Origin of the sequence: Nocardioides sp. ChNu-153, assembly GCF_030466625.1 — a bacterium.
In the GTDB taxonomy this organism is placed as follows: Bacteria; Actinomycetota; Actinomycetes; order Propionibacteriales; family Nocardioidaceae; genus Nocardioides.
In genome coordinates this window covers 62,791-81,486 of record NZ_JADEVT010000011.1, presented here as the reverse complement: position 1 = coordinate 81,486, position 18,696 = coordinate 62,791, and the positions used below count along the sequence as shown (strand labels likewise).

The window sequence follows — 18,696 nt, the reverse complement described above, 5'->3', positions numbered from 1 at the left end:
CCGAGTCTAGGAGGCGCGGCGGCGTCAGGGGCCGAGCAGTCCGCGCAGCAGGCCGAGCACCCCGCCGAGCACCTCGTCGAGCCGTGGGCGCACCGGGTCGACCGGGGTCGGCTCCCCGGTCGGCTCCCCGGTCGGCTCCCCGGTCGGCTCTCCGGTCGGCTCCCCGGTCGGCTCCCCGGTCGGCGCCGGCTCGTCGGGCGGCACGTCGAAGTCCTGGGCCGACCACGAGCCGTTGAGCACGACGAGCACCTGGCTGCCGTCGGGGTTCGCGTAGGCCACGGTCTCGACCCGGTCGCGCTGGGTGGAGGTGCGCAGCACCGCCCCGGGCTGCACGAACCGCGAGAGGTGGGACCAGTAGGCGAGGTCCTCGTTCGGCTGCCAGCCGTCGGGACGCACCTCGAGCATGCCGCGGCAGGCGGTGCAGCCCCCGAGCCGCGGCCCGCCGGAGGCGTCGAGCGCGAGGTTCCAGTAGAGGGACGACACAGCGCCGTGGCGCAGCGGGTCGAGCAGGGCGAGGTGCATCTCGTTGACGAGGTTGTGCCGGGTGTCGTCCCAGTGGAGGCTGCCGGTGCACTCGGTCATCCAGGCCGGTACGGCGCGCGTCTGCGTCGCCGCCGGCTCCCGGCGCAGGCCGCTCTCGTAGCAGTGGTAGCCGATGGCGTCGACGGTGCCGTCGGCCGCCGCCAGCAGCTCGGCGGGGTAGGTCGTCGGGCGGTCGGTGCCCTGGTCGACGTAGTTGTGGTCCCAGCCGAGCACCTCGACGTCGGCGAGGCCGGCGGCGTCGAGCGCGGGGCGCAGCTCGCGGGCGAGCCGGGCCTGCTCGGCCGACGACATCGTCATCGTGGGGTAGGAGCTGTTGCAGTGCTGCGGCTCGTTGCCCAGCGACACCTGGTCGACGTCGACGCCGTGGTCGGCGTACGCCTGCAGGAAGCGCACGTAGTACTGCGCGTAGACCCCGTAGGCGTCGTCGCGCAGGTGGTTGCGGTTGCCCCAGCAGTCCCCGGTGTAGCGGCCGCCGACCTTCATCCACCCCGGCGCGGACCACGGCGCCGCCACGACGACGAGGTCGGGGTTGAGCGCGAGGGCGTCCTGCAGGACCGGCACCACGTGCTCGAGGTCGCGGGCGATCGAGAAGCTGCGCAGCTCGGGGTCGGGGCCGGGGGTGTGGGCCAGGCTGCGGTGCTCGCCGGTCGCGACCATGTCGCTCGCGCCCATGGGCACCCGCACGACGTCGAACCCGGCGCCGTCGTCGGAGAAGAGCTCTGCGAGGAGGGCGTCGCGGTGGGGGGAGGTGTCGATGAGCTGCGCCGCGGAGTCGGTCAGCGCGCCGCCGAACCCCACGACGGGGAACGCGCCCGGCGCCTCGGCGCCGACGACGAGCTCCTCGCCGCCCACCACGGGGCGCGTGGGCAGGGCGGGCCCGGGGGCCAGCGTCTGCGGGAGGCCCGCCCCGTCGGCGACCGTGCGCCACGACGCGACCTGGGTGTCGCCCGGCGTCCAGGTGTAGGTGGTGACGGACGTGGCGGGGAGCGTGTCGCGGATCGCCACGCCGCCCAGGTCCACGCGGAGCTCGGTGGCGGTGCCCGCCCGGGTCGCGGTGGCCGCGCTCGGGGGAGCCGTGTCGGTGGCGAGCACGTCGGCGGGTCGGACGCCGGCGGAGCCGAGGGCGAGGACGCCGACGAGGGCGCCGAGCAGGAGGGGGCCGCGGGGAGGGGTCATGGCGTCGTCTTTCTGTCCCCCGTGTCGGACGAGAAGGCGTCATGGACCTCCCCGTCCGGCGGTGCGGAGGGGAGGCAGGACGACCCTAGTCGATCCTCAAGGCGGCGTCGAGGATCTCTCAAGGAAGCCTCAAGGGAACAACTCGCTCGCTGCGGGCGATGAGTTCTGGGAGCGTGAGGGGTCGACACCCCCGACGCAGCACCACCGGCGCCGCCGCGCGCCCGCCGCCACCCGCGGCGGTGACGGGCGGCGTACCCCTCCGGGCCTCGACCGAGGCGAGCGGGAACCCGAGGCAGGAGCACCACCATGACGCAGTCGCACGCCCTCGAGACCTCCGCGGTCGCGACCGAGGCCGAGGCCGGACTGGCCCGCCACGACCTCGTGGTCATCGGCGTCCTGCTCGTCGCGAGCTTCGTCGTCATCCTGAACGAGACGGTCATGAGCGTGGCGCTGCCCGTGCTCCAGACCGAGCTGGGCGTCGCGCCGAGTACCGGCCAGTGGCTGACGACGGCGTTCCTGCTGACGATGGGCGTGGTCATCCCGCTGACCGGCTTCCTCATCCAGCGCCTCGGCACCCGCCCGTTGTTCGGGCTCGCGATGTCGCTGTTCAGCGTGGGTACGGCGATCGCGGCGTCCGCGCCCGGCTTCGGCGTGCTGCTGCTCGCCCGGGTCGTGCAGGCCAGTGGCACCGCGATCATGCTGCCGCTGCTGATGACGACGGTCATGACGATCGTCCCGCCCGCGCGCCGCGGCGTGATGATGGGCAACATCTCGATCGTCATCGCGGTGGCGCCGGCGCTCGGCCCGACCGTCTCGGGCCTCGTGCTCGACCACCTCGGGTGGCGCTGGGTCTTCGGTCTCGTGCTGCCGATCGCGCTCACCGCGCTCGTCGTCGGCCTGCGGATGGTGCGCTCGGTGGCGCCCACGAGCAAGGCGTCGGTGGACCTCGTCTCCGTGCCGCTCGCGGTGCTCGGCTCCGGCGGCCTCGTCTACGGTCTCGTCGGCCTGGGCCACGCGGCCGAGGGCTCCGACCAGGCGGTTCCCGTCGCGCTGCCCTTCGTCGTCGGCGCCGTGGCGCTCGCCGCGTTCGTCGCCCGCCAGCTCGTGCTGGCCCGCGAGGACCGGGCGCTGCTCGACCTGCGGGTGTTCTCGTCGTACCAGTTCTGCGTCGCGATGCTGGCGATGCTCGTGGCCATGGCGGCGATGCTCGGCACGCTGATCCTGGTGCCCTACTTCGCGCAGACGGTGCTCGGCTACGGCCCGACGCGCACGGGTCTCATCACCCTGCCCGGCGGCCTCCTCATGGGCCTGGCGGGCCCGCTCGTGGGGCGCGTGTACGACGCCCGCGGCCCCCGCGTGCTGCTCGTGCCGGGCACGATCCTCGTCAGCGCAGCCCTGTGGATGCTGACCGCCGTGGACGAGCAGACCACGATGGGCTGGCTCGTCGGCGCGAACATGGTGCTCTGCCTCGGCCTGGCCGCGACGTTCACGCCCCTCATGACCTCGGGCCTCGGCGCCGTGCGCCCGGAGCTCTACGCGCACGGCTCGGCGGTGCTCGGCACGTTCCAGCAGGTCGCCGGGGCGGCCGGCACGGCGCTGTTCGTCACCGTGATGACGGTCGTGGCGACGCGGTCCGCCGAGGACGGCGCCTCCGCCGCGGCGGCCACCACCGACGGCGTGCACACCGCGTTCCTCGTCGGCGCGTTCGTGTCGCTGCTGCTCGTGGCGATCGCCCCGCTGGTCCGCAAGCCCGCCGCCGCGCCGCAGGGCGTGGTCGCCGGGCACTGAGCCGGGCACTGATCCGGGCACCGACTCAGGGGGCCAGGGATCGCCGGGGCCGCCCTGCGGGGCCGGCTCCCCGCCGTACCGCAGACTGGTGCGGTGGACGTGACCGCGTGCATCTACTCCCCCGACGGCGCGATCCGGCTGACGCCGGACGCGTTCCTCGACGCCGCCCTGCTGTGGTGGCCCGAGGCCGTCGCGGTGGACGTGCGGCGGCGGATCCCGCGCAGCCGGCGCGTCGGCGTGCGGGTGGAGGAGCCGGGGCAACGGCCCTTCGAGGTGCGGCTCTCCGCCGACGGCACGCAGCTGCTGACCGACGGCGACCACGTGCAGCAGATCTGGTTCGCGACGTGGGCCCGCTCGCACGTGCCGTACGACGCGCCCGGCCGCGTCGTGCTCGTCAGCGCCGACGCCTCGCGGGCCGCGCTGCTGACGCCCGGCATGACCCCGCGCGAGGTGTGGCAGGCGTGGCGCGGGCAGAGCGAGGAGTGGCAGCGCTTCGCGCAGGGCTGGCTCGCGGGGGCGCTCGCGGGCTGAAGGGGGCGCTCGCCCGCCGAGACTCGGGGTGCGACTGCGCGGAGGTCTGCTGCTCGACGTCTGCTCAGCGGACCTCCGCACAGGTGGCGGGTTCCCCGGTGCACCGGGGAACCCGCCACTTCCGGCGCCAAGCTTCCACCCGGAAGTGGCGGCTTGCGGGTACGACCTTTCCGGCGCCCCGCTCAACCCCCCGACGGCGGGGGGAAGGCGGCCATGGCCGTCTGCGCGATCGCTCTCAGGTCGTCGATGGTCCCGCCGTCGCGGGCGCAGCCGGACATGCCGCGGAGCACCGCCACGAGGAACGACGCCAGGGCCTCGGTGCGGGTGTCCGGCGGCAGGTCGCCGTCACGCACCCCGCGGTCGAGCCGCTCCTGCAGCCGCCGGTGCAGCTCCTCGCGCTGCGCGGTGAGCCGCGGCTCGGTGAGCATGAGGCAGCCGGGCGGGGTGCCCGCATCGGTGTGGGCGCGCGCGGTGTCGTCGAGCATGCGCGTGACGGCCTCGCGGGCCGTCGGCAACGCAGCCGCGGCGTCGAGGCCCTCGCAGGTACGGCGGAAGTAGGTGGCCGCAGCCTCCTCGAACAGGCGGTGCTTGTCCCCGAACGCCGCGTAGAGGCTCGGCGGCGACACGCCCATGGCCGCGGTCAGCGTCGCGACGGACGTCTCGTCGTACCCCGTCCGCCAGAACTGCTCGACGGCGACGGCGAGCGCTGCGTCGCGATCGAAGCTGCGGGGTCGGCCGGCCATGACGGTGATCATAACGTAGCGGTCGCTACGGAACGTGCTACGGTCGCACCTCGATCAATAGTGGTCACTACAGAAAGAGGTCGTCATGGAGCTGAAGAGTGCGGTCGTACTCGTCACGGGAGCGAACCGGGGCATCGGAGCCGCGTTCGTCGAGCTGCTGAAGGAGCGCGGGGCCGCCAAGATCTACGCCGCAGCCCGCGACGCGAGCACGGTCGAGACCGACGGCGTCGAGCCCATCGCGCTCGACGTCACCGACGCCGCCCAGGTCGAGGCCGCGGCCCGGGCCGCGGGCGACGTGCAGGTGCTCGTCAACAACGCGGGCATCTCCACCGGCACCGCGCTGGTGACGGGCGACGAGGCGGCCATCCGGCGCGAGATGGACACCAACTTCTACGGCCCGCTGCTGATGACGCGCGCGTTCGCGCCGGTCCTGGCTGCCAACGGCGGCGGCGCGATCGTCAACGTCGTCTCGGCGCTGTCGTGGTTCACGGCCCCGGGCGCCGGCGCCTACGCCGCGTCGAAGGCGGCGGCGTGGATGCTGACCGACAGCACCCGGCTCGAGCTGGCGGCGCAGGGCACCCACGTCGTCGGGGTGCACATGGGCCTCGTCGACACCGACATGGCCAAGGGCGTGCCGGCGCCCAAGATCAGCCCTGCCGAGCTGGCCGGTGCGGGGCTCGACGCCGTCGAGTCGGGTGCCCAGGAGGTCCTGGGCGACGACTGGGCGAGGTTCGTGAAGTCGGGGCTGACGCTCGACCCCGCGGACCGCTACGCGCGGATCTCTGCCGCCCTCGGCAACGGCTGAGCGGGCGATCCGCCTCACGGCCCCGGCTCGTCGGCCCACTGTCCCCAGGCGCGGGAGGCACGCCCGCGGACCGTCGGCGCCGCGTGGCAGGCTTCGCCGGGTGAGCCTGACCGTCCACCGCGCGCCGCGCACCGACCTGCTCGCCGACGCCCTCGGCGAGCTGCTCGCGCGGCCGGTGGACGACCCCTTCGCCGAGGAGGTCGTCGTCGTGCCGGCCCGCGGGGTCGAGCGGTGGCTGACGCAGCGGCTCTCCCACCGCCTCGGCACCGGCCCGCGGGGCGGGGACGGCGTCTGCGCGGGCGTCCGCTTCCTCACCCCCCACTCCCTCGTCTCGGTGCTGCTGGGTCGCGAGCACGACGACCCGTGGGAGCCGGGGCGGCTCGCCTGGCCCGTGCTCGAGGCCGTCGACGCCCACCTCGACGAGGCGTGGGCCCTGCCGCTGGCGCGCCACCTCGGCGCCGTGCTCTCCCCCGGGGAGCCGGCCGAGCTGGGCGAGCTGCGGCGTACCCGACGGTGGGCCGTGGCGCGCCGGCTGGCGGGAGCGTTCGCGTCGTACGCCGCGCAGCGCCCCGCGCTCGTCGCCGACTGGCGGGCGGGGCGCGACACCGACGGTGCCGGAGGGGTGCTGGCCGAGGACCTGCGGTGGCAGGCCGAGCTGTGGCGCCGGGTCGTCGAGCGCGTGGACGCGCCGGCCCCCGACGAGCGGCACGCGGCAACGCTCACCGCCCTGCGCTCCGGTGACGACGGGCTCGACCTGCCGGACCGGCTCTCCCTCTTCGGACACACGCGCCTGCCCGTCGCGGAGGTCGAGCTGCTCGAGGCACTGGCGACCCGCCGCGAGGTGCACCTGTGGCTGCCGGTGGCCTCGCCGGCGCTGTCCGCGCGGCTCGACCTCGCGGGCGGCCCCGGCGGTACGGCGGGGGGCCTCGCGGGCCGCACGGCGCCGCGCCGCGCCGACGCGGACATGACCGCCGAGGTCGGCCACCCCCTGCTTGCCGCGCTGGGGCGCGACGCCCGGGAGCTCCAGCAGCAGCTGGCGCGCCTCGACGCCCGCGTCGAGCAGCTCGGTGACGTGCCCGACCCGCCCCCCTCGGCGCCGCTGCTGACGCTGCTGCAGGCCGACGTGCGGGCCGACCGGCTGCCCACCCCGGCGCAGCGGGCGGAGCGCACCCGCGCGGTCGACACCTCCGTGCAGGTGCACGCCTGCCACGGCCCGGCCCGCCAGGTCGAGGTGCTGCGCGAGGTGCTCGTCGGTCTGCTCGCCGACGACCCGACGCTGGAGCCCCGCGACGTGCTGGTGATGTGCCCCGACGTGGAGGCCTACGCGCCGCTGGTCGAGGCCGGCTTCGGGCTGGCGTCGGGGGACCCCGACGATCCCCTGGCCTCGGCGTCGGACCAGCACCCGGCCCACCGGCTGCGGGTCCGGCTGGCCGATCGCGCCCTGTCCAGCGTCAACCCGCTGCTCGCCCTCGCGGAGCGCCTCGTCGCGCTGGCGGGCTCGCGGGTGACGGCCTCCGACGTGCTCGACCTGGCCGGTCGGCCGGTCGTGCGGCGCCGCTTCGCCCTCGACGAGGACGACCTGTCCCGGGTCGAGCGCTGGGTGCGCGACGCCGGCGTGCGCTGGGGCTTCGACGCGGAGCACCGGGCCGACTACGGGCTCGGCCACGTCGCCCAGAACACGTGGCGCGCCGGGCTCGACCGCGTGCTGCTGGGGGTGGCCGTGGCCGGTGACGTGCCCCGGTGGGTGGGCAGCGCGCTGCCGCTCGACGACGTGGGCAGCGGCGACGCCGACCTGGCCGGCCGGTTCGCCGAGCTCGTCGACCGTCTCGAGCACGGGCTCGACCGGCTGCACGGGCCCGCGTCGGCGGAGGAGTGGGTGGCCGCGATCGGCGAGGTCGTGACCTCGCTGGCCGCGGTGCCGCCCCGCGACGCCTGGCAGGCGGCCGAGCTCGAGCGCGAGCTGCGCCGGCTCGCGCCGGTGGGTGTCCCGGGCGTCGACCGGGCGCCGCTCGGGCTGCCGGAGGTGCGGGCCATGCTCACCCGCGCCTGGGCGGGGCGCCCCACGCGCGCGAACTTCCGCACCGGCACGCTGACGGTGTCGACCCTGGTGCCGATGCGCTCGGTGCCCCACCGCGTGGTGTGCCTGCTGGGCCTGGACGACGGGGTCTTCCCCCGCGCGGGCATCACCGACGGCGACGACGTGCTCGCGCGCTCGCCCCTGGTCGGGGAGCGGGACCCGCGCAGCGAGGACCGGCAGCTGCTCCTCGACGCGGTGATGGCCGCGACCGAGCACCTCGTCGTCACCTACACGGGCGCGGGCGAGCACACGGGCACCCCCCGCCCGCCCGCCGTGCCCCTCGGCGAGCTGCTGTCCGCCCTGGAGCGCACGGCGGTGGTCGAGCAGCCGGTGCTGGTGCGCCACCCGCTGCAGCCCTTCCACCCCTCGAACCTCGTCGTGGCCGAGGACGGCTCGGGCCGTCCGCCCTTCAGCTTCGACACCGCCGCCCTCGCCGGGGCGGAGGCGGCGCGCGGGCCGCGCCGCACGCCGTACCCGCTGCTGGGGGCGCCGCTGCCGGCCGTGACGGACGAGGTCGTGTCGCTCGACGACCTCGTGCGCTTCCTCGTCTCGCCCGCCCGCGAGTTCCTGCGCAGCCGCCTCGACGTCGCGACCCGCTTCGACGAGGACGAGGTGGCCGACGCCGTGCCGCTCGACCTCGACGCGCTCGAGAAGTGGGGCGTCGGGTCGCGCGTGCTCGCCGACGCGCTCGCGGGCGTCGCGCCGGGCGACGCCATCGAGGCCGAGCGCCGCCGCGGCCAGCTGCCGCCCCGGGCCCTGGGCTCCGGCGTGCTCGCCCAGGCCGAGTCGGACGTGCGCCGCCTGTACGCCGGCACGCTCGAGCTGCGCGCCGGGGACCCGCGGACAGTCGACGTCGACGTGGACCTCGGCGACGGGCGCCGCCTCGTCGGCACCGTCGGGGGCCTGCACGGCTCCCGGCTGGTCTCCGTCGAGTTCTCCTCCCTGCGCGCCAAGCACCGCATCGCGGCGTGGGTGCGGCTCATGGCGCTCGCGGCGGCGTACCCCGACGAGGCCTTCACCGCCCACACGGTCGGCCGCGCCGGGCGGGCGGGGCCGCGGCGCGCGCTGGCCGGCCCGCTCGACCACCGCGCGCTCGGCTGGCTGCGGGACCTGGTGGACGTGCGCGACCGGGGGATGCGCGAGCCGGTGCCCCTGCCGGTGGGGACGGCCTGCGCGTACGCCGAGGCGCTGCACCGCCAGCGCCACGGCGACGAGGCCAGCCTGGAGGAGGTCGTGACGCGGTCCTGGGTGACGCAGTGGGGCGCGCAGGTGCCGGGCGAGGCCGACGCGGCCGAGCACGTGCTGCTCCACGGCCCGCGCGCCGGCGTCGACGTGCTCCTGGGCCCGCCGCGTCCCGACGAGACCTGGGTGCCGACCAGCGAGGGCGAGGGGTTCCGCACGCGGCTGGGGCAGTACGCCTGGCGGGTGTGGGCGCCACTGGTCGAGGGCGCGGAGAGGGTGGGTCCGCTGTGAGCGGGGCGGAGGACTGGGGTCAGGCGGCGATGCCGCACGAGGTCGTCGACGAGTTCGACATCCTCGCCCCGCGGCTGCCGACCGGCACGACGCTGCTCGAGGCGAGCGCCGGAACGGGCAAGACGTGGACCATCGGCGCCCTGGTGGCGCGGTACGTCGCGGAGGGCCACGCCCGCCTCGACGAGCTGCTCGTCGTCACCTTCGGCCGCGCGGCCAGCCAGGAGCTGCGGCAGCGCGTGCGCACCCAGCTCGAGGCGGTCGCCGACGGTCTCGCCGCCGCGACCGGCGAGGGCGTGGCGGCGGCCGAGCACGCCGACGACGCCGAGGCCCCGGGCCCGGCGGACGAGGTGGTGGCGCTGCTGTGCACCGGCACCCCCGCCGAGCTGCGGGCGCGGCGGGAGCGGGTGAGCGCGGCGCTGGCCCACTTCGACGGCGCGACCATCGCGACGATCCACCAGTTCTGCCAGCAGGTGCTGCGCAGCCTGGGCGTCGCGGGCGACACCGACCCCTCGGCGCGCCTGGTCGAGGACGTGGACGACCTGCGCGACGAGGTCGTGGAGGACCTCTACGTGCGGGGCTTCGCCGACGACCCCGACCCGGCGTTCACCGTCGCGGAGGCCCGCGAGATCGGCGCCGCGGTGGTGGGGGACCCGCAGGCGCTCGTCGTGCCCGAGCACCCGGCCGACGAGGCGCCCGCGCTGCGGCGCACCCGCTTCGCCCGCGCCGTGCGCGCCGAGCTGGAGCGGCGCAAGCGCCGGGCCGGCCTGCTGGGGTACGACGACCTGCTCAGCCAGCTCGCCACCGCCCTCGAGGCCGACGACGCCGCGGCCCGAGCGCGCATGCGCCTGCGCTGGAAGGTCGTGCTCGTCGACGAGTTCCAGGACACCGACCCCGTGCAGTGGCAGGTCTTCGACCGGGCGTTCACCGGCCACGCCACGATGGTGCTCATCGGCGACCCCAAGCAGGCCATCTACGGGTTCCGGGGCGGCGACGTGGTGACCTACCTCGACGCGGCGTCGACCGCGACGACCCACCAGACCCTCGCGACCAACTGGCGCTCCGACGCCGGCCTCGTCGCGGCCGTGCAGCGGCTGCTCGAGGGCGCGGCGCTCGGCGACGAGCGCATCACGGTGCGCCCCGTCCGGGCCCACCACCAGGCGCGCCGGCTGCAGGGCGCCCCGCACGGCGACCCGTTCCGGCTGCGGGTGGTCCGTCGTACGACGGTCGACCCCGGCGCACGGCCGCGGGGGGCGCTGCGGGTGGGCACCGTGCGGCCCCACCTCGAGGCCGACTGCGCCCACGACGTCGCCGCCCTGCTGGCCTCCGGCGCCGAGTGGGACGGTCGTCCCGTCCGGGCCGGCGACGTCGCGATCCTGGCCCACACCCGCTGGCAGCTGGATTCGCTGCAGGAGGCGCTCACCGCGGTGGGCGTCCGCTCGGTGTTCGCCGGCGGCGGCAGCGTCTTCGCCTCGCCCGCCGCCGAGGAGTGGGTGACGCTGCTCGAGGCCATGGAGGCGCCCCACCGCTCCGCCCTGGTGCGCGCGGCGGCCCTCACGTGCTTCGTGGGCGAGACGCCGACGACCCTCGACGCCGACGGGGACCGGGCCACCGAGCGGGTCGCGGACCTGCTGCGCGGCTGGTCCGCCCTGCTCGGCCGGCGCGGGGTGGCGGCGGTCTTCGAGGCCGCGGTGCGGCACGGGCTGTTCGCCCGCGTGCTGGGCCGCGACGACGGGGAGCGCCACCTGACCGACCTGCGGCACCTGGCGGAGACCCTGCACCTGGCCTCCCGCGGCGAGGCGCGCGGCGGGCGCGAGGGCGCGCGCGGGGAGAGCCTGGGGCTCGCCGGTCTCGTGGCCTGGCTGCGCCGCGAGATGCGCGACGACGCGGGCGAGGGCATCAGCGAGCGCACGCGCCGGCTCGACAGCGACGCCGCCGCCGTGCAGCTCGTGACGGTGCACGGCAGCAAGGGGCTGCAGTACCCGGTGGTCTACCTGCCCTACCTCGCCGACCGCTGGGTCCGCGAGCCGACGGTGCCGCGCTTCCACCTGCCGCCGGACGGTGACGGGGTACGCCGCCGCGCCGTCGACGTGGGCGGGCGCAGCGGACCGCACTGGGCGCGCAGCCTGTCCGAGCACGCGCAGGAGGAGGCCGGGGAGTCCCTGCGCCTGCTCTACGTCGCCCTCACCCGCGCCCAGTCGCAGGTCGTCGCGTGGTGGGCACCCACGACGAACGCCCCCGGCGCGCCGCTGCACCGCGTGCTCTTCGGCCGCACGGCGGGCTCGAGCGCCGTCGCCGATCCCGCCGCGCTGCCCGGCGACGACGAGGCGCTGTCGCGGCTGGGCGCGCTGCAGGCCGCGGGCGGGCCGGTCGTCGAGGAGTCCGTGGCCGCGCCGCCGCGCGTCGTGCTGCCCGCGGTGGCCGAGCCGCCGCTGGCCGTGCGTTCCTTCGACCGGGAGGTCGACGTGGAGTGGCGGCGCACGTCGTACTCGTCGCTGTCCGCCGCGGGCGCCGGCCACGGGGGCGGGCCCGGAGCGGCTGACGGCGCGGGACCCGACGCGGGGACCGCGACGAGCGAGCCCGAGCTGACCCCCCGCGAGGACGAGCCGGACCTGCCCGTTCGCCCGGGGGACGGCCGGGGGGACGGCCGGGGGGACGGCCGGGGGGACGCGGCCGCGGAGGTGCCGGGGGAGGACCCGGTCTCGCCGATGGCGACGCTGCCGGTCGGCGCCACGTTCGGCTCGCTGGTGCACGGCGTGCTCGAGCACGCGGACCTCACCGTCCCCGACCTGGGCGCCGAGCTGGCGGGCCACGTCGCCGAGCAGCGCACGTGGTGGCCGGTCGCCGGCCTCGACGAGGAGGTGCTCGTCGCCGCGCTCGAGGCCGTGGCGACCACGTCGCTGGGGCCGCTGGCCGCCGGGCGCACCCTGCGCGAGGTGCCGCCCGCCGACACCCTGCGCGAGCTCGACTTCGAACTGCCCCTCGCGGGCGGCGACCTCGCGCGGGGCCGCTCGCAGGGCAGCACGCAGGGCCGCACGGAGGGCCCGCGCCTGGGCGACCTCGCCCCGCTGCTGCGCGCCCACCTCCCGGAGGCCGACCCGGTGCGGGCCTACGCACAGGTGCTCGACGGCGACCCGCAGCTGGCCGACCAGGCGCTGCGGGGCTACCTCGGCGGCTCCGTCGACGTGCTCCTGCGGGTGCGCGGCGCGGCCGCGGGCGGCGAGGACGCCTACCTGGTGGTCGACTACAAGACGAACTGGCTCGGCCCGGTGCCCGAGGCGGACGAACCGCCGGCGCTGCGTGCCTCGGCGTACGCCCCCGCGGCCCTGGACGCGGCCATGGGCGGCTCGGACTACCCGCTGCAGGCGCTGCTGTACGCCGTCGTCGCCCACCGCTTCCTGCGCTGGCGGCTGCGTGGCTACGACCCGGCGGTGCACCTGGGCGGGGTGCTCTACCTCTACCTGCGCGGCATGTGCGGCCCGGCGACGCCGGTGGTCGACGGGGCGCCGTGCGGCGTCTTCTCCTGGCGCCCGCCGGTGGCGCTGGTCGAGGCCGTGAGCGACCTGCTGGACGGGGGCGCCTCGTGAGCGAGCTGTTCGAGCCCGAGGGCCCCGACGACCACCGCCTCGCCCGCACCGCCGGGCCCGGCCTCCTGCGCGACCTCAACGCGGCCGGCGTGCTGAGCGCCGCGGACGTGCAGGTGGCCCGGCGCGTCGGCGACCTCGCCGCCGCCGCGTGCGGCCGCACGGCCGAGGACGAGCACGCCCTCCTCGCCCTGGCCCTGTGCGTGCGCGCCCTGCGCGGTGGTTCCGTGTGCCTCGACCTCGTCAGGGTCCGGGACGTGGTGGAGGCGGCGGACGCGGCGACGCCCGAGGGTCCGCGCCTGGCGCTGCCGGACCACGAGGCGTGGTGCGCGGCCGTCGACGCGAGCGCGCTGGTGGCCCAGGGCGTGCTGCACCGCGCGGGGCCGCTGGTGCACCTGGACCGCTACCGGCGCGAGGAGGAGCAGGTCGCCGCCGACCTCCTCGCCCGCGAGCAGGCCGCACCCCCGCCGGTCGACGCCGCCGTCCTGGAGGCCGGGCTCGAGCGCGTCTTCCCCGCCGCCACCCACGCCGAGCAGCGGGAGGCCGCGCGGCACGCGGTCACCCGTCGTACGACGGTGCTCACCGGCGGCCCCGGCACCGGCAAGACCACCGCGGTCGCCGGCCTGCTCGTGCTGCTGGCGGGCCAGGCGCCCGCCGGCGCGCCGCTGCGCGTGGCGCTCGCGGCGCCCACCGGCAAGGCGGCGGCCCGGCTCGGCGAGGCCATCGCGGCCTCGGCGGAGGCGTTCGCGCCGCCGGAGCGGGCCGTGCTCGACGAGGTGGTGCGGGGCGTCCAGGCCACGACGCTCCACCGGCTCCTGGGGTGGCGGCCCGGGTCCTCCACCCGCTTCCGCCACGACCGCGGCAACCGCCTGCCCCACGACGTGGTGGTCGTCGACGAGGCGTCGATGCTGTCGCTGACGATGACGGCGCGGCTGCTCGAGGCCGTGCGGCCGCAGGCGCGGCTCGTGCTCGTCGGCGACGCCGACCAGCTCGCGTCCGTCGAGGCCGGCGCGGTGCTGGCCGACCTCGTCGCCGGGTTCGCCGGGTCCGACGAGCTCGACGGGGACGGCGGCGCCGGACCGGTGGTGCGGCTGCGCACCTCCCACCGGTTCGGTGCGCGCATCGGCCGGCTCGCCGCGGCGCTGCGGCTCGGTGACGGCGCGGCCGCACCAGTTGTCCCGGCCGCCCCGGTCGCCCCGGCCGCCCCGGCCGACGACGTCGTGGCGGTCACCCGGGCGCTCGCCGCGGAGGGGCGGGGCGCGGACGGCACCGCCGTCGAGCTGTGGGAGACGCCCGCCGACGACCCCCGGCCGGAGGCGACGCTCGACGAGCGGCTGCGCCCGCTGCTCCACCCGCTCGCCCGGGACATCCGCGCCGCCGCCCTGGCGGGCGACTCCGCCGGGGCGCTGCGACTGCTGGGCCGCCACCGGGTGCTGTGCGCCCACCGCTCGGGCCCGCACGGGGTCGCCGCCCACAACCGCCGTGTCGAGGCGTGGCTGGCGGAGGACGACCCGGGCGTGGTGCCGGGCGGGACGTACGCCGGACGGCCCCTCATCGTGGTGCGCAACGACCGGCAGCTCGGCCTCTACAACGGCGACACCGGGGTCGTGGTGCGCGCCGCCGACGGGTCGCTGCGGGCGGTCTTCGCCACCACCGAGGGCGTGCGCGACCTCGCGGTCAGCCGTGTCGGCGAGGTCGAGACGATGCACGCCATGACGATCCACAAGGCCCAGGGCTCCCAGGCCGACGAGGTCACGGTGCTGCTGCCCGACGCGGCGTCGCGCCTGCTGACGCGCGAGCTGCTCTACACGGCCGTCACCCGCGCCGAGCGGGTGGTGCGGCTCGTCGGGGCGGAGGCCTCCCTGGCCGCGGCGGCCACCCGGCACGTGCAGCGCGCCAGCGGCCTGCGCGACCGGCTGCGGTCCGCCCGTCCCGACGCGGCCCGTCCCGACGCGGCCCGTCCCGACGCGGCCCGCCCCTGACGCCTCCGCCCCGCCGCCGGCTGTGCCTCAGCCGGTGGGGCGCTGCGTGTAGGTGACGCCCGGCTCGGGCGTGCCGAGCAGGGTGGAGACGGTGACGGGCACGAGGCCGCGCTCGCGCAGGCCCGCGACGATGCCGGGCAGCGCCGCGAGCGTCGCCGGCCGCTGCTCGTGGAGCAGCACGACGTCGCCGGGGCGGCTGCGATCGAGGACCCGGCGCGTGAGCTCGGCCGCGTCGGCCGCCGCGCCCAGCTCGACCGGTGCCGCGTCGTCGGGGTCGACCGACCACAGCACCTGCGCGAGGCCGGCCGCTCCGGCTCGGGCCAGCACGCCGGGGTCGGTCGCGCCGTACGGCGGGCGGAAGAGCACCGGTGCGGTGCCCGTCGCGTCCTCGATCGCGGTCGCCGTGCGGTCGATCTCGCGCTCGACGTGGCGGCCGCCGAGCCGCGTCAGGTTCTTGTGGTCCCAGGTGTGGACCCCGATCTCGTGGCCGGCGGCCGCGATCGCCGCGGTGGCGTCGGGGTAGGTCGCGACCTGCTGGCCCACCACGAAGAACGTGGCGGGGGCGTCGACCGCCTCGAGCGCGGCGAGCAGGTCGGCCGATCCGGGTCCCGGGCCGTCGTCGAACGTCAGGGCCACGCACCGCTCGACGGCACAGTCCACGGCGGGCTCGGCCGGCTCCCCGGTCCCGGTGGGCTCGGTGGGCTCGGTGGTCCCGGTGGCCTCGGCGGACGCCGTACCGCCGCTCGCCTCGCCGCCCGGCGCCGGCACGGCGCCGTCGGGCGCGGGCGGGAGCGTCGGCTCGACGAGGGCGTCGCGGGCGCGCTCGCCGAGCGGGGACAGCAGCTCGTCGGTCGCCTCGACGGGCAGCACGACGGTGATGCGCCCCGTGCGGCCCCCGGCCAGCTGGTGCCCGTCGAACCCGACGAAGAGCTCGCCGTTCTCCGTGAACGCCAGCACGGGCACGCCGGCGGCGAGCACGGTGGTCAGCGAGACGGGGTCGACGGCGTCCTGGCCGGCGAGGGCCTCCGTGACCGCGTCGGCGAAGCGCGCCGGGTCCGCCAGCAGCGCCGAGTTGGGCACGACGGCGGCGTCGCGCGCGTCGTACCAGGTCGTGGCCCAGGTGTCGGTGGTCGTGCCGTCGGCGTGCACGGAGGTGTCGAGCAGCACCCCGGCGACGTCGGGCGCCGAGCCCACGAGGCTCCAGGTGCCGTTGAGCTCGCTGGTCGACGGCGTGCCGGCGGCGGGGGCCGGGTGGGCGGTGCGGTACGCCGCCACGCCGGCCCGCACGCGCTCGGCGAGGACCGTGTCGACGGGGGCGAGCCCCAGGTCGGGCCAGGCGACGGCCACCTGTGCGGCCTCGTCGACGACGAGGCGGGTGCCGGCGTCGGGGGCGTCCTCGAGGACGGCGGGGTCCACGACCGCGGGGTACGTGTCGACCGTCACGACGGGGTCCTCCACCGGCGGCTGCGACGGCGCCAGCTCGTGCGGCTCGTCGGGCTCGGCGGCGGTGTCGTCGGAGCAACCGGCCAGCATCAGGCCGGTCGCGAGGAGCGCGGCGAGGGCGCGGCGGCGCATGGGTCTCCGCTCTGCGGTCGGGTGGTGAGCGCGGCCATCATGCCAGCCACCGGGGGCGGGCCCGCGGACACGGGGAGGGCCGGTCACCGGACACGGGGGTGGGCGGGGGTGGCAGCCACTATCGTGGCGTCCGCCCGACCCCGACCGACAGGCCCGAGTGATGCCCTTCCTCCTGCGTGTGGAGCTGCCCGACGTGCCGGGCTCGCTCGGCCGTGTCGCGAGCGCGATCGGCGAGGCGGGGGGCGACATCGAGGCCATCGAGATCGTCGAGCACCGCGGCGACGGCACCGCGGTCGACGACGTGCTCCTCGAGACCGCGCCCGGCGCGATGCCCGACTCGATCGTGTCGGCCTGCAACGCCCTCGACGGCGTGCGGGTGGTGTGGATCAGCCGGTACGCGGCGGGCGGCAACCTCTTCCTCGACCTCGAGGCGGTGGAGGACCTGACGGCCCACCCCCACGAGGCCCTCGACCGCCTGGTCGACCTGCTGCCCATCACGTTCCGCGCCGACTGGGCGGTGCGCTCGCGCCGGGCCCGGGACGGCAGCGCCGACCTCGTGCACGCCACGGGGGCGGCCCCCGGCACCGTGACCTGGTTCCCGCTGCACGACCGGCCGGCCCGCCTCGAGGCGCCGGGCGACGAGATCAACGTGCTGTGCGGCGTCCCGCTCGGCGAGCGCGAGCAGATCGTCGTGGGGCGCCGCGGCGGCCCCGACTTCCTCGACTCCGAGCTCGCGCGCATGGGCCACCTCGTCGCGCTCGCGGGCACGATCGCGCGCCAGGGCTGAGACGCGGACCCTCCGGTGACGGCGGTCACGGCGACCGGGTGGAGAATGCGGTCATGCGCATCGTGGTGCTGACGGGGGCGGGCATCTCCGCGGAGTCGGGTGTCCCGACCTTCCGGGACTCCGACGGTCTGTGGGAGGGGCACCGCGTCGAGGACGTCGCCACCCCGGAGGCCTACGAGATGCAGCCCGGGGTGGTCCAGGCCTTCTACGACGCCCGGCGCCAGGCGCTGGCCACGGTCGAGCCGAACCCGGCGCACCGCGCCCTCGCGCGGCTGGAGGAGCACCTGGGTGACGACTTCCTCCTCGTCACCCAGAACATCGACGACCTCCACGAGCGCGCCGGGAGCACCCGTCTCATCCACATGCACGGCGAGCTGAAGTCCGCGCTGTGCAGCAGCTGCGCCCAGCGCTCGGAGTGGCTGGCGGACCTCGCCGACCTGCCGCCGTGCCCCCGGTGCGGCCAGTGCGACCTGCGCCCCGACGTGGTGTGGTTCGGCGAGATCCCCTACCGGATGCGGGAGATCGAGGACGCGCTGGCCGAGGCCGACCTGTTCGTCTCCATCGGCACGTCCGGCGCGGTCTACCCCGCGGCCGGGTTCGTGCAGGTCGCCCGTGCGTACGGCGCGCACACCCTCGAGCTCAACCTCGTGCCCAGCGAGGGCCGCTCGATGTTCCACGAGGCCCGCCACGGCCGCGCCGGCGAGGTCGTGCCGGTCTGGGTCGAGGAGCAGCTCCGGCGATGAGCGCGCGACCCGGGCGCGCCCGCGGGCGGTGGGTCCGCCGTACCGGTGTGGGGACGGCGCTCGTCGTCCTGGTCGCGACGGCCGCGTGCAGCAGCGACGGCGCGGGTGACGGGGGCGGGCGAGGGGACGCGAGCGGTACGCCGGTCCCCGGCGCCGGCGTGCCGACCGACCGGGCGGCGGCCGAGCGCTTCGCCCGGCTGCCCGCCGACTCGGTCGGCGCGGCGGTGCTGGCCGACATGGTCGACGTCTCCACGATGCAGGCCCGCGTGCGCACCACCCACCGCGGCCTCGACGTCGTCGCCCGGGTCGCGGTCGACGCGGACGCGAACTGCGCCGGCTCCCTGAGCATCGGCGACGGCACCGTCGAGCTGCTGCGCACCGGCGGGGACGTGCACGCCTCCTTCGACCAGGCCCTCCTCGAGACCCTCGGCCACTCCCCGGCCGACGCCGCCGCCATCGTCGAGCGCGCCGGCGACCGGTGGGTGCTGCTCGACGTCGCCTCGGGCCTCACCGACGTCGGCCTCGCCTGCCAGGCGGCCGTCGACGCGCTCGGCGGCGCCCTCTTCTCGCCCGACGGCGACGCCGACCTCAGCGTCGACGGACTGGGGGAGCTCGACGGCGAGCCGGTGCTGGTGGTCTCGCGGACGGACCCGGTGCACGGGCCCACCACCGCCCGGGTGCGTGCCACCACCCCGCACCGCTACGTGCAGGTCGAGACCCTGCGCGACGGTCGGCCGCTGGTGGTCGACCAGGTCGAGTACGACGCGGAGGTCGAGGTGCCCGTGCCGGAGGAGCGCGGCGTCGTGGACTCCGTGGACGTCGGCCTGAGCTGAGCCCGTGGACGGGTACGGCGGCCCTCAGGAACGGCGGGTAGCGTTCGCCGTCGGCGCGT

Annotated in this window: 12 protein-coding genes; 9 read left to right on the top strand and 3 right to left on the bottom strand. The window is 76.9% G+C overall.

What is annotated here, in order from left to right; all coding sequences use genetic code 11:
* Positions 1 to 24: 24 nt before the first annotated feature.
* Positions 25 to 1,719 (bottom strand): glycoside hydrolase family 30 beta sandwich domain-containing protein, encoded by a 1,695-nt coding sequence (locus INN71_RS13820; protein ID WP_277497769.1) that lies wholly within the window; start codon positions 1,717 to 1,719, stop codon positions 25 to 27.
* 306 nt (positions 1,720 to 2,025) lie between these two features.
* Between INN71_RS13820 and INN71_RS13815 the strand changes: the two genes are divergently transcribed.
* On the top strand, positions 2,026 to 3,507 hold the full coding sequence (locus INN71_RS13815; protein ID WP_277497770.1) for an MDR family MFS transporter: 1,482 nt from the start codon (positions 2,026 to 2,028) through the stop codon (positions 3,505 to 3,507).
* A 93-nt stretch (positions 3,508 to 3,600) separates the two neighbouring features.
* Positions 3,601 to 4,038 carry a hypothetical protein gene (locus INN71_RS13810; protein ID WP_277497771.1) on the top strand — a complete coding sequence of 146 codons (438 nt, stop codon included), beginning with the start codon at positions 3,601 to 3,603 and terminating at the stop codon, positions 4,036 to 4,038.
* A 182-nt stretch (positions 4,039 to 4,220) separates the two neighbouring features.
* Here the strand turns inward: INN71_RS13810 and INN71_RS13805 are convergent, their stop codons facing one another.
* The gene (locus INN71_RS13805) at positions 4,221 to 4,781 is read right to left on the bottom strand and encodes a TetR/AcrR family transcriptional regulator (RefSeq protein WP_277497772.1); all 561 of its coding nucleotides are present in this window, start codon (positions 4,779 to 4,781) and stop codon (positions 4,221 to 4,223) included.
* A gap of 85 nt (positions 4,782 to 4,866) precedes the next feature.
* On the opposite strand from INN71_RS13805, the gene INN71_RS13800 reads away from it, so the two are divergent.
* From INN71_RS13800 to recD, 4 genes are all read left to right on the top strand, one after another.
* Positions 4,867 to 5,586, top strand: a complete 720-nt coding sequence (locus INN71_RS13800; protein WP_277497773.1) for an SDR family oxidoreductase — start codon at positions 4,867 to 4,869, stop codon at positions 5,584 to 5,586.
* A gap of 100 nt (positions 5,587 to 5,686) precedes the next feature.
* Positions 5,687 to 9,136, top strand: coding sequence for an exodeoxyribonuclease V subunit gamma (gene recC, locus INN71_RS13795; RefSeq protein WP_301800843.1), 3,450 nt, complete (start codon positions 5,687 to 5,689; stop codon positions 9,134 to 9,136).
* On the top strand, positions 9,133 to 12,720 hold the full coding sequence (locus INN71_RS13790; protein WP_301800842.1) for a UvrD-helicase domain-containing protein: 3,588 nt from the start codon (positions 9,133 to 9,135) through the stop codon (positions 12,718 to 12,720). The genes recC and INN71_RS13790 overlap by 4 nt, the downstream gene beginning before the upstream one ends.
* A complete protein-coding gene (gene recD, locus INN71_RS13785; protein ID WP_301800840.1) occupies positions 12,717 to 14,699 on the top strand; it encodes an exodeoxyribonuclease V subunit alpha in 1,983 nt (660 codons plus the stop codon). The genes INN71_RS13790 and recD overlap by 4 nt, the downstream gene beginning before the upstream one ends.
* 27 nt (positions 14,700 to 14,726) lie before the next feature.
* Here the strand turns inward: recD and INN71_RS13780 are convergent, their stop codons facing one another.
* A complete protein-coding gene (locus tag INN71_RS13780) occupies positions 14,727 to 16,274 on the bottom strand; it encodes a polysaccharide deacetylase family protein (RefSeq protein WP_277497777.1) in 1,548 nt (515 codons plus the stop codon).
* A 160-nt stretch (positions 16,275 to 16,434) separates the two neighbouring features.
* Between INN71_RS13780 and INN71_RS13775 the strand changes: the two genes are divergently transcribed.
* The 3 genes from INN71_RS13775 to INN71_RS13765 are packed head-to-tail and all read left to right on the top strand — an operon-like array spanning position 16,435 to position 18,637.
* Positions 16,435 to 17,061: an ACT domain-containing protein gene (locus tag INN71_RS13775; protein ID WP_277497778.1), complete on the top strand. Its 627-nt coding sequence runs from the start codon at positions 16,435 to 16,437 to the stop codon at positions 17,059 to 17,061.
* A gap of 53 nt (positions 17,062 to 17,114) precedes the next feature.
* The gene (locus tag INN71_RS13770) at positions 17,115 to 17,804 is read left to right on the top strand and encodes an NAD-dependent deacylase (protein WP_277497779.1); all 690 of its coding nucleotides are present in this window, start codon (positions 17,115 to 17,117) and stop codon (positions 17,802 to 17,804) included.
* Positions 17,801 to 18,637: a hypothetical protein gene (locus INN71_RS13765; protein WP_277497781.1), complete on the top strand. Its 837-nt coding sequence runs from the start codon at positions 17,801 to 17,803 to the stop codon at positions 18,635 to 18,637. The genes INN71_RS13770 and INN71_RS13765 overlap by 4 nt, the downstream gene beginning before the upstream one ends.
* Positions 18,638 to 18,696: the final 59 nt, after the last annotated feature.

Excerpts from the sequence above, each read along its gene's own strand:
- INN71_RS13820 (WP_277497769.1), bottom strand. The coding sequence starts at position 1,719 with ATGACCCCTCCCCGCGGCCCCCTCCTGCTCGGCGCCCTCGTCGGCGTC.
- INN71_RS13815 (WP_277497770.1), top strand. The coding sequence starts at position 2,026 with ATGACGCAGTCGCACGCCCTCGAGACCTCCGCGGTCGCGACCGAGGCC.
- INN71_RS13805 (WP_277497772.1), bottom strand. The coding sequence starts at position 4,781 with ATGGCCGGCCGACCCCGCAGCTTCGATCGCGACGCAGCGCTCGCCGTC.
- INN71_RS13800 (WP_277497773.1), top strand. The coding sequence starts at position 4,867 with ATGGAGCTGAAGAGTGCGGTCGTACTCGTCACGGGAGCGAACCGGGGC.
- INN71_RS13780 (WP_277497777.1), bottom strand. The coding sequence starts at position 16,274 with ATGCGCCGCCGCGCCCTCGCCGCGCTCCTCGCGACCGGCCTGATGCTG.
- INN71_RS13775 (WP_277497778.1), top strand. The coding sequence starts at position 16,435 with ATGCCCTTCCTCCTGCGTGTGGAGCTGCCCGACGTGCCGGGCTCGCTC.
- INN71_RS13770 (WP_277497779.1), top strand. The coding sequence starts at position 17,115 with ATGCGCATCGTGGTGCTGACGGGGGCGGGCATCTCCGCGGAGTCGGGT.
- INN71_RS13765 (WP_277497781.1), top strand. The coding sequence starts at position 17,801 with ATGAGCGCGCGACCCGGGCGCGCCCGCGGGCGGTGGGTCCGCCGTACC.